Origin of the sequence: Algibacter lectus (assembly GCF_900112395.1) — a bacterium.
GTDB classification, from domain to species: domain Bacteria; phylum Bacteroidota; class Bacteroidia; order Flavobacteriales; family Flavobacteriaceae; genus Algibacter; species Algibacter lectus.
Genome location: NZ_FOLN01000001.1, coordinates 689,719 through 705,628 on the forward strand (window position 1 = coordinate 689,719; position 15,910 = coordinate 705,628).

Here is a 15,910-nt window from a genome sequence, read left to right on the forward strand (position 1 = left end):
AAATGAAATATCGGTTATTAATTATTGTAATGTTCTTGTGTTTTAACTCCGTTTTAAAAGCACAACAACCAAATATTGTTTGGATTACTTCTGAAGACAATTCTAAACACTACATGAAACTGTTTTATGAGCACGGTATTGAAACACCAAATATTGAAAGATTAGCAAAAAATGGCATTGTTTTTAATAATGCTTTTTCTAATGCTGCCGTGTGTAGTGCGGCGCGCTCAACATTAATAACTTCTAGCTACGGTCCCCGATTAGCAACACACTACCATAGAGCAGAAGGAAAAGTGACCTTACCAAATAATCAAACTATGTTTCCTGCTTATTTAAGAAAAGCTGGTTATTATACAGCTAATAATGCAAAAGAGGATTACAACATCAATAAACCTGATGATGTTTGGGACGATTCTTCAAAAAAAGCAACTTGGAAAAACAGAAAAGAAGGACAACCCTTTTTCTATGTTTTCAATATTGGTACAACTCATGAAGGTACTTTACATTTCTCTGAAGAAACCATGAATACCACCAAAACCAATACCAGCACTAATTCTGTTTTTGTACAACCAAATCATCCACAAACCGATTTATTTAAATACACCAATGCCTATTATCGAGACAAGATACAAGCCATGGACGCCGAAGTTGGTGCTGTAATTAATAAATTGAAAGATGATGAGCTTTTAGAAAACACCATTATTTTTTACTTTGGAGATCATGGTGGTGTGCTACCATTCAGTAAAGGTTATTTAACCGAAACAGGTTTACAAGTGCCATTAGTTGTACATGTTCCCGAAAAGTATAAAAACCTAAGTGTTTTTAATGCAGGAAGTCAAACGGATCCTTTTGTGAGCTTTGTAGATTTTGGAGCTACTGTTCTAAATATCGCAGGTATAGAGATTCCTAAAACCATGGATGGTAAACCTTTTTTGGGAGATAACATAAAAGAGAAAACCATTACGAAAAGAAATGAAACTTTTGGCTACGCCGATAGATTTGATGAAAAGTACGACATGGTTAGAAGTTACAGAAAGGGCAACCTCAAATACATTCGTAATTTTCAACCTTTTAATATTGATGGCTTAATGAATGCTTACCGTTACAAGCAAATGGCATATGCAGAATGGTTTAATCTTTTTAAGGCAGGCCAACTAAATAAAACACAATCTAAGTTTTTTGAAACTAAAGCAGTTGAAGAGCTTTATGATATTGAAAAAGATCCTTTTGAAACTAACAATTTAGCTGATAAAGAAGGGTATCAAGCTGAATTAAAAACCATGCGTAAAACTTTAATTTCATGGATGGAATGTCAGCCAGATTTATCATTCTATCCTGAGTTTTATTTGCTTGAAAATGCTATTCAAAATCCAGTAGAGTTTGGTAATACTCACAAAAAAGATATTAAAAGCTATTTAAACATATCAAATTTAGCCTTGTTAGATTATGATAAAGCTTCATCTAAAATTTCAAAACATTTAACATCCAATGATCCTTGGGAACGCTATTGGGCATTAATTGTTTGTACAACCTTTGCTGAAAAAGCTAAAGCATTTATACCTCAGATTGAAAACATAATGAAATCGGATACTCAATTAATAAATAGAATGCGCGCAGCCGAATATTTTGGTATTACCGGTTTGAAAGACACAACTAAAGATATGATTGAAACGGTTTATCAGTCTAAAAACGACACTGAAGCCTTATTGATTTTAAATGCCTTGACATTACAAAAAGATTTTTATCAGCAATACAACTTCAACATAAACACCAGTAAAATAGATAAGAAACTACTCGATAACAAACTTATTTCAGAACGAGTGGCCTATATAAATTCAAAATAATAACATATAAACCAACTTTTAAACTAAAAACATGAAAGCTATACTTAAAAGATCGAAGCAATTTTCAATTTTACTTTTGCTATTAACAGCAAATACAATTTTTGCACAAAAAGGGCCTTATTTCCAGAATGGTGAAGATCCAAAACCAGAAAACGCAAAGTGGAAGTTAATCAAAAACATGTCTGATGAATTTGATGGAAAAAAAATAGACGAGAATAAATGGCAAATTTCTGGTCAAGGTTGGATAGGTAGAGCTCCTGGCCTATTTCAGGCAGAAAACATAAAATTAGATGATGGTAGTTTAAAAATAACAACCAAATTATTACCAAAACCTATTACCAAAAACAATAAAGTTTTTACTCACGGTGGCGGATATGTTGGTTCTAAAAACGGCATGACTTACGGCTTTTACGAATGTGAAATGAAAGCTAATAAAACCTTTATGTCTTCTACATTTTGGTTGATTAATGAAGGTAAAGGATTTGAGGGTTGCGATAAACGAACTACGGAATTAGATATTCAAGAAAGCGTTGGGCAAATAACAAATCCGGCAGAATGGATGAAAAATTTTGACCAAAGCATGAATTCAAATACACACAGTAGAAACATTCCTGAGGGCTGTGATTACGAAAAAGGGTCTAATAAATCGGGCGGTTTAATAGGCGGAAAAGTCTATGATGATTTTCATGTTTATGGTGTATGGTGGAAATCTAAAGATGAAGTATTATTTTATTTAGATGGTAAATTACAAGGAAAAGTAGCACCTCCTGCAGATTATGATATTGAGATGTATTTAAGAATGGTAGTTGAAACTTATAATTGGAACCCAGTTCCTGAAGATGGCGGCATGACGGGTTCTGAAGAAGATAGAACAACCACATACAACTGGGTTAGATCTTGGACTTTAGACGAAAAATAAATGAAACTAAAACAACAACATAGCATGTTAAAAAGCTTAATATTCTTAGGTTTTGTTACTGCCTTACTGGCTTGTTCTTCAAATTCTAAAACATACAATATAGAAGATTATGGAGCTAAGGGCGATAGCTTAACCATTAATACAAAACCCATACAAAAGGCCATTGATAACTGCTCTAAAAACGGCGGTGGTATTGTACTTATTAAAGAAGGTATTTTTATTAGCGGAACCATAATTTTAAAAGATAATGTAACCCTTACGGTTGAAAAAAACGCCAAATTAGTAGGTAGTTCTAATCCACAAGATTATCAAAGTATAGACACCTTTGTAGATGCCGTTGGTCAACAACGCGGCACTTGCTTAATTGGTGCGCTAAAAGCAACAAATATTGGTGTTTCAGGTGAAGGTACAATAGACGGAAACGGAGCGGCTTTTCTAGCTAAAAATCTTTCAAAAACTAAAAAGGCCTTAGGTATTACAGACGATAATTTTGGAAAAAACCGCCCCTTTTTATTACGTTTTGTTAAGTCTAATAAAATTACTTTAAAAGATATTCATATTCGTGAAGCTGCAGCTTGGGCTTGTCATTTTTTTCAATCTTATGACATTTTAGTAGATAATATCTCTATTTACAATCATGCTAATAAAAACAATGATGGTATAGATTTAGATTCGAGTCACGATGTGGTTATCAAAAACTGTAATATCAATTCTGGAGATGATGCTATCTGTATAAAATCTACTAGTCCACTAGCTACCCACGATGTTCAGGTATCAAATTGTACTTTAAAAAGCGATTGGGGAGCCATAAAATTTGGAACAGAATCCATGGGCGATTTTTATAACATCGATATTCGAGATTGTAAAATTTACGACAATAAAGGTGGTGGCATTAAAATACTAAGTGTCGACGGTGCCAATATTCACGACATTACCATAGAAAATATTGAAATGGACAATGTAGATATGCCCATTTTTGTGCGTTTAGGTGAACGATTAAAAACCTATAGAACTGCAAAAAAACAAGCTGTTGGCACTATAAATAATGTACTTATAAAAAATATAACAGCAACTACCAGGAGTTTAGAAGAATCTCGAATATCACCGCCTTCTGGAATTTTAATAACAGGAACTCCAAACCATAAAATTGGAAACCTAAAATTAGAAAACATCAATATTACATTACCTGGTGGTGGAAAAAAAGATGATGGACTTAATGTTCCTGAAGACGAAACCAGATATCCAGAATTCAGTTTTTTCAAAGTATTACCAGCCTACGGATTGTATGCGAGACACATTGAAGATTTAAAAATTTCAAATGTAAATTTTAAAGTTAATTCACCAGATCAAAGAAGCAAATCGTTAATAATAGAATAGTATAAATTATGAAAACATATAAAACCCTTTTACTCGTAGCATTAACATCAGGTTTATTTCTCAATTCCTGTCAAGTCACCTCACAAAGTTTCCCTTTTAAATTACCAAAAGAAAAACCAAACCAACCTCTAAGTAGAGCTATGGAGCGTAATTACGAAAATTACATGGCACCAAGACCAGAAGATAACGAGCTTTACACGCAATTTAAATATACAGAAATAAAAGGTTTAGATTACAGTAATCATGATGGAACTATAAGCCGAAGAGATCCCTCTAAAGTGATTTTTGAAAACGGAAAATATTATGTTTGGTATACACACAGGCAAACAGAAACCCCTCCAAAAGGCGCTAAATTGAGTACAGAAACCATACCATCTGCAGATTGGGATTTATCCGAAATATGGTACGCTACCAGTACCGATGGTTTTACTTGGGAAGAACAAGGTGTCGCTATACCTCGCCCACCAAAACCAAATTTAGGGCATCGTTCGGTATCTACAGCAGATATTTTAAAATGGGAAGGAAAATATTATATGTACTACCAAGGATTTAGTGAAGCCAGTGGTTTACGTGGTGACGATTGTCCGGTTTTAATGTCTTATTCCGATTCTCCTGATGGACCTTGGACTGCAACTAATGAAATTGTAATTCCAAATGGACCTAAAGACACTTGGGATCAATATTCAATTCACGATCCATACCCTTTAGTTTATAAAGGTAAAATATACTTGTATTACAAATCTGACATGAACGGAAAACCAAACCTAGTGAGAATGCAAGGTTTAGCAACAGCCGAAAGTCCGTTTGGTCCGTTTACAAAAAACCCTTTAAATCCCGTTTTAACCTCAGGACATGAAACTACACTTTTCCCTTTTAAAAAAGGTATTGCAGCTTTAACTATTAGAGATGGAAACGAGCATAACACCATACAGTTTTCTAAAGACGGTATTAATTTTGAAATAGCTTCTTTAGTAGAATTAATGCCTGCTGCGGCTGGCCCATATATTCCAGACGCTTTTACAGATACTAAAGATGGTCGTGGTATTACTTGGGGTATTTCTCATTTTACAAGTTATAATGGTTGGGCTACAAATCATGCTATTTTAGCGCGTTTTGATTGTGATTTAAGTTTAGATGTTAATGATCCTGCTATGAAAAAACATCATGTTTATCATAGTCCAGAAGTATTTTTTAAGCAAGGTTTAAATCCTAAACAAAAAGCAAGAATACAAGAAGAAAACCAAAAATCACAAAACAACTAGAATTCATGGCTAAGCTCTATTCTTATTTCAAACAGTCTTCTGTTACATTATTTATGCTATGTTCTATCTTTTCATTTGGACAAAAAAGTAGTAAAAAACCAAATGTGTTAGTCATTTTCACAGACGACCATCGCTACTCTGGTGTTCATGCCTTAGGCGGTATGGATGTTAAAACGCCCAACATAGACCTTTTGGCTGCTGATGGAGTAACGTTTGATAACACCTATTTAATGGGTGCTTTTACAGGAGCAACCTGCGTAGCAAGTAGAGCGATGTTACTCACTGGAACCAATTTATTTGAATTAGGTGGTGCTGGGCATAAAATTCTGGAGAAAAGTAAAACCATTGGAGAAACCTTTCAAAAGGAAGGTTACAACACTCATATTATTGGCAAATGGCACCAAGATGGCGAATCGCTAAAACGTAGTTTTACATCGGGAGATAAAATAATGGGAAGAGGTCTTTATCTTGTAGATCATTTTAGAATGCCGTTTTACGATTGGGATAAAGCAGGCGCATTTAAAAAAGAAGATGCCTATCTTTTAGGTTATGATGATCGTGGAAACATTATTCGTAAACCCGTTCCAAAGGATGCCAAAAGAGGACCAACCGGAACAGAAGAAAACGGGCCCCATACCTCTGAAGTTATAGCAAATGAAGCTTCCAACTATTTCAATACTTATAAAAGTAAAAAACCTTTTATGATGTATTTAGCTTTTCATGCGCCTCACGATCCGCGCCAAGCGCCACAGAAATATAAAGACATGTATCCTGCCGAAGCTATAACATTACCGCCATCTTATATGCCACAACATCCATTTGATAATGGACATATGTTTTTGCGTGATGAAGAATTAGCGCCATGGCCAAGAACTACTGAAGTTGCAAAACAACAATTAGCAGATTATTATGCCATAATAACCCATTTAGATGTGCAAATTGGTAAAGTAATAACTGCTCTAAAAGAAAGTGGGCAATACGAAAACACACTAATTGTATTTTCTGGAGATAGTGGTTTAGCTGTTGGAAATCATGGCTTAATGGGAAAACAAAACATCTATGATGAAGATGGTATTCATGTTCCTTTAATTTTTTCAGGAAACTTAATAAAAAACAAAGGAACGCGCTTTAACGCTTTATCTTACATACATGATATTTACCCCACAATTTGCGATTTTGTGCAAGTTCCAATCCCTGTTTCTGTTTCTGGAAAAAGTCTAACACCAGTAATAAAAAATAAGAAAAACCAAGTTAGAAACTCAACTTATCATGCTTACAGGCAGTTCCAAAGAGCTTTCAGAAAAGGAGATTATAAATTAATTGAATATGTAAGGGCTAACGATTTTTCAAATAAAAACGGAGCATCTATTACGGGTTCTAGAGTTACTCAATTATTCAATATTAAAAAAGATCCGTGGGAAACACAAGATTTATCTTTCTTCCCTGAAAACAAAGAAATAATTGCAGAAATGCGCTTAGAAATGAAAGCAAAAGCCATTGAAATTGGGGATAAAAAAGAGAACATACAAGGTGAAAAATACGATTTCTGGGATTTTTATTAAGAATCACCAGAAACTATATGTGGTAAACTAATAGACATTTGTTATGCCGCAAAGCGAACCTCATTTATATTTTTACAGAACAACTTATTTCTGATAAAAATATAAACTATGGTATACATTACACACGCTCAAAATGATAACATTTTTAATACAATTTTAAAGAATCTTTTTCCGCTTTTAATAATAACACTCTTTTTTCTAACTCCAACTATTGGTCAATCTCAAGAAGGCAAAGTTGAAATTGATGGAATTATTTTAGATGAAACAAACTTCCCTGTGCCCTATGCCGCTGTTGGAATAGTTGAAAAATATTTAGGAACCTCTAGTACAGAAGATGGTGAGTTTTCTATGTTGGTAACAAAAAGCGAACTACAAGATAGTCTCTCCATTTCCTGTTTAGGTTACAACACTATTAAAATTAAGGTTGAAGATTATCTAAACCAAGAAGAAAAGAAAATTGTTTTAGTTGAAAGTGTTTTCGAAATGGATGAGATTAAGCTTCTAAACCCGTTAGAATATGTTCTAAACGCACAAAAACGCTTAAAAGAAAATACCATTAGTACACCCCATAAAATAGAGATGCTTTACAGAAGAGCAGCAACCGAAGGCGGCAGATCTAAATTTCTTGTGGAAAACTATATAAAAATCAGAGATCGCGGACCAGCATATCCTTTAGGAATCGTTGAAGTAGCTGAAGCTAGAAAATCTGCAGATTATAGAATTTGGAAACGTGTGCAATGGACACACTCTATTAATCATATGGCAAATGGAAATCCTTTAAGACCATCGGAAAAACAACCAAACTTAAAGAAATTTACTTGGAAGAAAATAGGAGACTCATCTTATGAAGGTGAAGATGTACTTATACTCGAAGGTACAGGCAAAAAGCAATGGAATAAAATAAAGCTATACATCGGCATAGACACTTACAGTGTTTATAGGATAGAAAAACAAAAGGCGCTTTATATTTATCAGAAGCACCAAAACGGAAAGTTATATTTAAGTTATTATGCCAACGAATGGGGATTTCAAAGAGATATGATTCCTGAGGAATATTGGAATACAGAAGCCGAAAAAATGAGCTACCGTCTTGAAGCTTTTGTGTATAATATTGAGATTGATAAAAAGAAAATTAGAATACGAGGTTTTGGCGATGACACCGATATGGGATCTCTAGACCTACCCTATCACCCTCAATTTTGGAGAAACCTAAGTATGCCGCCAGACACTAAATTCTACAAGAAAATTAAAAGTGAGCTAGAAAGTAATTATGGTGTTTCTTTAGAAAAGCAGTTTGAATTAGTTAATAAATAGCAACTTGATTTCTTAGTTAAAAAAGAATAAAACACAACTGTTTTAATTGACTGTTATGTTCTAGTCTTTTTAACCATTTGTTTTACAAAAAAAGAGATAGAGCATACTGCTCAGTCCTAGTCTTATTTAATTTTGAGTTAAATCTAAATTAATCACTATGCATAAAATTACTCAAGCTTATTTCTATCTCTTTTTTTTATTATCGAGCACTATAAGTTTCGCTAATGATATTTATGTTGCTACAAATGGCAACGACACATCAGGAAACGGAACTATAAGCAATCCCTACAAAACCTTCAATAAGGCGATATCTGTTATGTCTGCAGGTGATGTATGTATTATTAGAGGTGGTGTTTATGAAGACGCACTTACTATCAATAAAAACGGAACTTCTAGCAATTATTTAACCTTTAAAGCTGCCGATGGTGAAGATGTTGAAATTAGAGCCACCAATAAAGTAAATGGTTGGCAAGCACATAGCGGAAACATTTACAAAGCCACAGTAAATATGGCCATTGAAAGCCGCTTTAGAGCCGTATATCACAACAATGAATATATGGATTTGGCAAGATGGCCAAATAACACAGATAATAACCGTTGGACTATAGATTGCACACCTGTAACAGGCGGAGACGGATCTCATTTTACAGCAAGTAATTTACCTAATATTGATTGGACTGGTGGCATGGTATATTACCTAGGCGCGCATTCTGGAGCAAGTTGGACACGGACAATAACTGCTAGCACAACCAGTAGAATAGACTATACTGAGGTTGATATTACAAAATGGCCTTTTACACCACATAATCCAACCGTTTGGAGAAATAACCCAGGAAATAATAGAGGACAATTATACTTATTTAATAAATTGGAAGCTCTAGATTATGCTAACGAATGGTTTTATGACCAGACAACTAATACACTTTATCTTCAAACTGCAGATGGAACTATGCCTGCCAATGGTAGCGTTGAATATGCTGCATCTAAATTTGCCGCAGAATTAAAAGGCGATTACATTAAGCTAGAAGGTTTAAACTTTTTTGGAGGGAGTGTAAAAATTCATAATAATGCAGACAATAACCAAATTCTAAATTGTTCTATAATTCACGGTAGTGAAGGTCATGATAGTTTAACAAATACATCTGCTCAAGTTGGTGAAGCAGCACTTGAAGTTCTTGGAGATAATACCTTAATAAAAGGCTGTACTGTAAATCATAGTTCTGTAAGTGGTATTGTTATAGCGGGTTGGGCTGCCTCAAATTGTACTATTGAAGGCAATTACATTAGCAATATAGACTACATTGGCATTCACGCTTCTCCATTAAGAGCGAGTGGTAACGATATGAAAATATTAAAAAACACCATAACCAATGCAGGTAGAGACGGAATGTATGTATCTGGTTCTAATTGCGAAATTGGCTATAACGACGTTTCTGCTTCACAAAAAATAAATAGTGATTCTGGTGTATTTTATACCGTTGGAAATGCGTCTTTAAAGAATAATGAAATCCATCATAATTGGTTTCATGATGCTACTGCGCCATCTTATTCACATAATCCAAACAATCCAGGTAAAGCGGCAGGAATCTATTTAGATAATAATAGTAAAGGTTACTCGGTTCATCACAATGTTATTTGGAATGTATCTTGGAGTGGATATCAAGTAAATTGGAATAATACAAATTTAGACTTTTACCATAATACTATTTGGAATGCAGAACGCGCCATGGACTCCTGGGTAAATGGTTACACTCAAGAAAATAATAAGATTTATAATAATTTTGCAAACACTGGTAATTGGTTTACTGAAACTGCTACAGATTTCGATATTCAGGATAATATAATAACAAATACTTCGCCTTTTGAAGATGCAAACAACCAAAACTTTATGCCTGCTGCTGGAAGCTCAGTATTAGACGCAGGAAGGTTTATATCTAGTTTTACAACAACTTATAAAGGAACTGCTCCAGATATTGGCGCTTATGAAAGATTAGGTACACAATGGACTGCTGGCGTAAATGCCATAGAAGACACTGGCGAAGCTTTAAGCACAACCGATAACGAATTATTGAAACTAGAATTATTTCCTAATCCGGTTCGTGATAACTTAAACATCATATTACCAAATAACTTTACAACTGGTTCCATAGACGTTTATTCGCTGCTTGGAGCTCTTGTTAAAAGTACTGAGGTAAAAGGAAACTTAAATAATTCAACATTTGTAATACCAATAGAAAATTTAGTTACCGGAACATATATTATTAGAGTAAAATCCAGAGATGGTGCTTCATTTAATTCTAAGTTTATAAAGAAATAAATGATAAAGTTTACAATTAGGGTTGCTAAATGGTAACCCTAGTTTTAAATGATATTTCAACAATAAGAAAACGATAAACATCTTATATATCACCTCCTACCGGAAGTCCACTTGGAACTTGTTCTGGTATGTCTTTATCAAAATCTTCGGAATTTAAACTATTCAAAAATGAAATAATTAAGCTCATGTCCATAACCTTTATATTGACTTGCTTAGCTAAAGAATCGATATGTTTTGTTGGAACATGATTGTTTTTAGAAGGTCCATTAGAAATATCCTCATAAAACTCTAAAACGGCCTGTAAATCTTTTAATTTACCATTGTGCATGTAAGGCGCTGTATATCTCAAATTTCTTAAACTTGGTGTTCTAAAAGCGTAGGTACTATCTACTCCACCATCGGAGAACAGTAATTTCTCATTATCTACAACACCTAAAATATGAGTTTTATAATCAGAAAACATAGGCCCGTTATGGCATAAATTGCATTTGGTTGCTTTAAATAATTCGAAACCATCTTTTTCAGCCATAGACAAAGCGTTTTCATCACCTTGAACATACTTATCAAACCTTGAATTTGGTGTAATTAACGTTCTTTCAAACGCCGCAATAGCTTTCCCTAAATTAACTTTATCAATAGCATTATCTCTCTTAAATGCCTTTTCGAATAAAGTAACATATTCTGGAATTTCTTTTAATCGCGCTACAACAACATTCAATATATCATGCTCAGAAATCTTATCACCTCGCATTTCTTCTAATGTTTCTATAGGTAATAATGCTTGCGCCTCCAATCCTTTAGCTCTATTATCCCAAAACATCGGTGATTCATTTGAATGGTATACTCCTTGAATATCTATTCCATTAAATGCCGTATTTAAAATAGTATGCGCATTTCTTTTTACAAAAGGAATATGGTTAGGCTCGTTAAATTTCCGTGTAAAACCTAAACCTTTACCATTTGCACCAATAGAAAGATCTAAAGGTTCTGCAAACCCAAATTCAGGATGATGGCACGTAGCACACGACACATCTTTATTTCCAGATAAAATAGGATCGTAAAAAAGCAATTTACCTAATTTAACTTTATCGGGATTAGAAATATTATCTCGAGGTTCTAAAACATTTTCAGGCAAGGGGATATAACCATCATTATCAGGTTCTATGAGCTCCTTTATGTTTTTTTTAGTTGAATTGTTACAACCACTAAAAACAATCAAAAAGATAAGATAAATGTTAATATGGAGTTTCATTAATACTTAAATTAAATTGTTACTTTAAAAGTAGTTCAACACTGAATCCATAAAAATACAAGCAGAAAAATTACTAGTATAAATTGAATTGAATTTTAAAATCAACTACCAATACTGTACTTTCCCTGTTAACATAGCATCTATAGCCAATTGTACTGCCTTTGCAGTATTAGCTCCCGTTTCTACATTAGAAATAGGCTGTTTATTATTAAAAATAGATTCTTTAAAATCTATTAATGCTTGCTCACTTGGATTTGAATGCACCACATTAATTGGTGTTCCCTTTTCATCATTATAATCTTTTGGAACAGTGGCACCTGATACACCATCAACATCGGCATACTTTACTTTTTCTGGTTTCTTATAATAATTTATCCAAGCTTTATTTGTAGTAAGTGTAATAACACCTTTATCTCCGATTACTTTTATCTGATAGCCTCCAGGAATATTACTTGTAAGACACTTAAATTGGGCTTTTACCCCACTAGGATATTCAAAAATAAGATGCGTATTATCAAATGTTTCTCTTCCATCATTCCAAAAATTAACGCCACCTGTTCCCATTATTTTCTTTGGGTTTTCATCCAATACCCAATTCACAAAATCTATTTGATGCGAACTTAATTCAGCCGTTAAACCACCTGAAAATTCTCTGTACATTCTCCAATTTACGTTTTTTTCATATTTTGCTTCTGGTATTGGTTTTCTCCAGTCTCCTTTTCTATACCATCGGCATTCAAAAGATTTTATATTGCCGATTACATCTTCTTTCAACATACCAACAACGTGAGTATATAATCTTGAACTATGATATTGATGTCCGGCTTGAAAAATTAAATTGGTTGTTGATACTTTAGACACAAGGTTTTCCGATTCTACCAATCCTTTTGCCATAGTTTTTTCACAATAAACATGCTTACCAGCATTCAACGCATCCATAGCCATTTTGTAGTGCTCACTAAATGGTGTGGCAATTAAAACGGCATCAACATTTTTATCATTTATTAAATCATTGTATTTTGTATAAGTTTTTGCTGTATTGTTAGTGGCTTTAAGTCCTTCTTTTAACCTAAAAGGAAGAATATCGCAAACAGCAACTACCTCAAGGTTTTCTATTTTATTGATTAATGATGTTTGACCAATACCTCTCCCTCCCGTTCCAATAACTCCAATATTAATAGTTTCTTTAGAAAAACCATTAAACTGAAAAGCTCTAAGAGTCGATGTCCCTGCTAAAAGACCCAAAGAAACTAAACCTCCTTGATGTATAAACCTTCTTCTATTCATTTACCTATAATTTTGGTTCCCATCCTTTTTCATAATCCCTTTTCCAATTTTTCATGGCTCTTTTATTACCTTCTATTTTGCCTGTTTTGGGATCGATGTTAATAGTTTCACCTACATCTTGCGCAATGTTACCCAAATGGCACATCATGGTGCTTATACTTGCATCTTCGATAGGAGCATTTAGTTTCTCCCCTAAACGAATGGCATTAAAAAAGTTAGCAATATGTGTGACATCCAAACCACCACCACCAACGGTATTAGTAGTTTCACTTTTAACTTTTTCATCAACAGTTTTTATTAATTCCCCGTCTAAACCAAACAATTTATAATTATTTCTACTTAATGTTATAACACCTTTGCTACCGTAAATTGATGCTCCACGACCTGGTTGACTAGGTTGAACTTTACCTCTGCTATGTCCTGTCCATGTAATTAATTTATCATCATATTGGTAAGTTACTTCTTGATTGTCTGGAAATTGCCAATCATCATCAAATGTATATTTCCCTCCAAAGGAAGTTACTTTATTTGGAAGATCGACACCTAATGCCCAACGACATATATCAATCTCATGTGTTCCATTATTATGGATTTCACCAGTTCCCCAAGATTTAAACCAATGCCAATTATAAGGATGTACATTATCTCTAAAAGCTTCCCTTGGTGCTGGTCCTTGCCATAAATCCCAATTGAGAGTTTTAGGAACATCAACTAATTTACCAGTCCCTATAGAACCTCTATTCGCAGAATAATAGGCTTCGCCTTTGTATACGTTACCAATAATACCTTCTTTTATCTCTTTAACAGCTAATGCACTAGATTGAGCAGAACGCTGTTGGTTACCCATTTGAACTATTTTTTTATATTTCCTTTGGGCAGCAACTAATAATTCATTTTCATGAGGATTATGGCTACATGGTTTTTCAACATAAACATGTTTACCTGCTTGTAATGCCATAATTGCCATTGGAGCATGCCAATGCTCTGGTGTGGCAATAAATACAGCATCTACATCTTTATCATCTAAAATTTTCCTAAAGTCTTTTTCTACTTTAGGCACGTAACCAATATTCTTTTGTAAAAAAATGTTGTGTTCATCAATTACGTCATCATCAACGTCGCATGTATATATAATTTTAGCATACTCATATTTATGTATAGCTTGAGTTAAAGATTTGGCTCTACTTCTTACACCAATAACAGCAACATTTATAGTTTCGTTTGCATTAAATATATTTTTACCAAAACTTAACTGAGGAACAATAAGAGTCCCCATTGTTCCCATAGCCGTTTGCTTTATAAATTTTCGTCTAGACGATTCCATATTATTGATTTAATTTAATTGAACTCTCTTATTTTAATACTTCTGAAGTTTACTGTATTTCCGTGGTCTTGCAACAAAATATGTCCTGCTGACCATTGTCCAAAATTTTCCCAGTTTTTGTACTTGCTGTATGCCACAAGTGCTTTAAACATTTGGGAGAATCTATCGTATTCTATAACTTTTTCATTATTTAACCAATGTTCTACCTTACCATCTTTAACTACAATTCTAGCTTTGTTCCAATTGCCAACACCTTTAAAAACTTTTTTTCTACCTGCAATTGTTAATCCTTCAGCAGTTATCAAATCATACAGAGAACCAACGGTTCTATTACCATTAACGCCCGCCTTAGCATCAGGATGATTTTTATCATCTAGAATTTGAAACTCGCAACCAATAGCAGCCCCTTTACCTTTATTAAGTTCTGGATTTACAAAATACTTAATTCCGCTATTTGCACCTTCAGTAATTCTAAACTCCAATTCTAATTCAAAACTACTAAATAGATCTTCTGTAATAATATCTCCAGGACCTGTTGACTCCGCTCCATCTGTAGCCAGAACACTTAAAACACCCTCTTTAATTTCCCAACCGGTTTTAGGGAAATCGATGCGCTTAGCACCTCGCCAACCTTTATTTGTTTTACCATCCCAAAGTAATCGCCACCCTAACCGTGCTTCGTTTTCTGTAATTGTATTTACCAAATAACTTTGCTCGACAACCTGAGGGTTTTGGCTCCAACTCTCCTTTTTTAAATTGTTGGTTTTAATTTTAATATTTCGCCATTTTATTTGTTTTCCGTCTTTGCTTTTATTGCCGCCAATACTGTGTACTTGCAAGGCTATAAAGCCAGAGGCAGCATCATCATCAACCAGATTTGCACATTGCACTCCATTAATCCATGTTTTTATTGTATTACCAATAGCCTCAATTCTGCAAGTATTCCAGATTCCATTTTTATAAGCTTTTCTACCTTTTTCATTTAAAGATAACGGATATAGCCAACCACGTTTTCCTTCTTCAAAAACCCCTCCACTAAATGCTCTTTCACTGGGGTCTAATTCAAATTGATAGCCATGCACTCTTCCGTTATTATATTCAGCTAAACTTTTAGATCTAAATTGTACACCAGAATTTACTACTGGGTCAACAATTACTTCAAATTCTAAAATAAAATCTGAATATTCTTCAACACTACATAAAAAGCTATTTGGAGTTTTTAAAGTAGAGATTCCAACAATCTCGTTATTTATTACTTTGTATTCTGCTTTTCCGTTAAGTTGTTTCCAACCATCTAGATTTTTACCGTTAAATAACATTTTCCAGCCCTCATTGTTTGACTGAGAATAGCTATTATTTGCATTAATCCCTGTGACAATTAACACTAAAAAAAACATCCATTTGTAATTAAAAAATTCTCTCATTTCAAATAAGTTTTATTCCTATTTATTC

11 protein-coding genes are annotated in these 15,910 nt (G+C 33.8%); 7 read left to right on the forward strand and 4 right to left on the reverse strand.

Annotated elements, in window-relative coordinates; translation table 11 throughout:
• Nucleotides 1-2: 2 nt before the first annotated feature.
• The 7 genes from BM246_RS02425 (at nucleotide 3) to BM246_RS02455 (ending at nucleotide 10,595) form a co-directional block, all read left to right on the forward strand.
• Entirely contained in the window at nucleotides 3-1,844 is a 1,842-nt protein-coding gene (locus tag BM246_RS02425) for a sulfatase family protein (RefSeq protein ID WP_074935641.1), read from the forward strand.
• Between the two features lie 31 nt (nucleotides 1,845-1,875).
• Nucleotides 1,876-2,763 (forward strand): family 16 glycosylhydrolase, encoded by an 888-nt coding sequence (locus BM246_RS02430; RefSeq protein ID WP_074935642.1) that lies wholly within the window; start codon nucleotides 1,876-1,878, stop codon nucleotides 2,761-2,763.
• Nucleotides 2,764-4,140 carry a glycoside hydrolase family 28 protein gene (locus BM246_RS02435; RefSeq protein ID WP_083415684.1) on the forward strand — a complete coding sequence of 459 codons (1,377 nt, stop codon included), beginning with the start codon at nucleotides 2,764-2,766 and terminating at the stop codon, nucleotides 4,138-4,140.
• Nucleotides 4,141-4,148: 8 nt separating this feature from the next.
• Nucleotides 4,149-5,402 carry a glycoside hydrolase family 117 protein gene (locus BM246_RS02440; protein ID WP_074935643.1) on the forward strand — a complete coding sequence of 418 codons (1,254 nt, stop codon included), beginning with the start codon at nucleotides 4,149-4,151 and terminating at the stop codon, nucleotides 5,400-5,402.
• Nucleotides 5,403-5,407: 5 nt separating this feature from the next.
• Nucleotides 5,408-6,964: a sulfatase family protein gene (locus BM246_RS02445; RefSeq protein ID WP_074935644.1), complete on the forward strand. Its 1,557-nt coding sequence runs from the start codon at nucleotides 5,408-5,410 to the stop codon at nucleotides 6,962-6,964.
• Nucleotides 6,965-7,072: 108 nt separating this feature from the next.
• The gene (locus BM246_RS02450; protein WP_083415685.1) at nucleotides 7,073-8,278 is read left to right on the forward strand and encodes a carboxypeptidase-like regulatory domain-containing protein; all 1,206 of its coding nucleotides are present in this window, start codon (nucleotides 7,073-7,075) and stop codon (nucleotides 8,276-8,278) included.
• Between the two features lie 157 nt (nucleotides 8,279-8,435).
• Nucleotides 8,436-10,595, forward strand: coding sequence for a right-handed parallel beta-helix repeat-containing protein (locus BM246_RS02455; protein ID WP_074935645.1), 2,160 nt, complete (start codon nucleotides 8,436-8,438; stop codon nucleotides 10,593-10,595).
• A gap of 82 nt (nucleotides 10,596-10,677) precedes the next feature.
• Here BM246_RS02455 and BM246_RS02460 read toward each other — a convergent pair whose 3' ends face one another.
• The 4 genes from BM246_RS02460 to BM246_RS02475 all read right to left on the reverse strand — a co-directional run bounded on the left by BM246_RS02460 (nucleotide 10,678) and on the right by BM246_RS02475 (nucleotide 15,882).
• Nucleotides 10,678-11,847 (reverse strand): cytochrome-c peroxidase, encoded by a 1,170-nt coding sequence (locus BM246_RS02460; protein ID WP_074935646.1) that lies wholly within the window; start codon nucleotides 11,845-11,847, stop codon nucleotides 10,678-10,680.
• Between the two features lie 105 nt (nucleotides 11,848-11,952).
• Nucleotides 11,953-13,134: a Gfo/Idh/MocA family protein gene (locus BM246_RS02465; protein ID WP_074935647.1), complete on the reverse strand. Its 1,182-nt coding sequence runs from the start codon at nucleotides 13,132-13,134 to the stop codon at nucleotides 11,953-11,955.
• 4 nt (nucleotides 13,135-13,138) lie between these two features.
• Entirely contained in the window at nucleotides 13,139-14,458 is a 1,320-nt protein-coding gene (locus BM246_RS02470; protein ID WP_074935648.1) for a Gfo/Idh/MocA family protein, read from the reverse strand.
• A 14-nt stretch (nucleotides 14,459-14,472) separates the two neighbouring features.
• Nucleotides 14,473-15,882, reverse strand: a complete 1,410-nt coding sequence (locus BM246_RS02475) for a 3-keto-disaccharide hydrolase (protein WP_231961805.1) — start codon at nucleotides 15,880-15,882, stop codon at nucleotides 14,473-14,475.
• Nucleotides 15,883-15,910 lie beyond the last annotated feature (28 nt).

Coding starts and splice junctions, on each gene's coding strand:
- BM246_RS02430 (WP_074935642.1), top strand. CDS start 1,876: ATGAAAGCTATACTTAAAAGATCGAAGCAATTTTCAATTTTACTTTTG.
- BM246_RS02455 (WP_074935645.1), top strand. CDS start 8,436: ATGCATAAAATTACTCAAGCTTATTTCTATCTCTTTTTTTTATTATCG.
- BM246_RS02445 (WP_074935644.1), top strand. CDS start 5,408: ATGGCTAAGCTCTATTCTTATTTCAAACAGTCTTCTGTTACATTATTT.
- BM246_RS02425 (WP_074935641.1), top strand. CDS start 3: ATGAAATATCGGTTATTAATTATTGTAATGTTCTTGTGTTTTAACTCC.
- BM246_RS02450 (WP_083415685.1), top strand. CDS start 7,073: ATGGTATACATTACACACGCTCAAAATGATAACATTTTTAATACAATT.
- BM246_RS02435 (WP_083415684.1), top strand. CDS start 2,764: ATGAAACTAAAACAACAACATAGCATGTTAAAAAGCTTAATATTCTTA.
- BM246_RS02475 (WP_231961805.1), bottom strand. CDS start 15,882: ATGAGAGAATTTTTTAATTACAAATGGATGTTTTTTTTAGTGTTAATT.
- BM246_RS02460 (WP_074935646.1), bottom strand. CDS start 11,847: ATGAAACTCCATATTAACATTTATCTTATCTTTTTGATTGTTTTTAGT.
- BM246_RS02440 (WP_074935643.1), top strand. CDS start 4,149: ATGAAAACATATAAAACCCTTTTACTCGTAGCATTAACATCAGGTTTA.
- BM246_RS02470 (WP_074935648.1), bottom strand. CDS start 14,458: ATGGAATCGTCTAGACGAAAATTTATAAAGCAAACGGCTATGGGAACA.
- BM246_RS02465 (WP_074935647.1), bottom strand. CDS start 13,134: ATGAATAGAAGAAGGTTTATACATCAAGGAGGTTTAGTTTCTTTGGGT.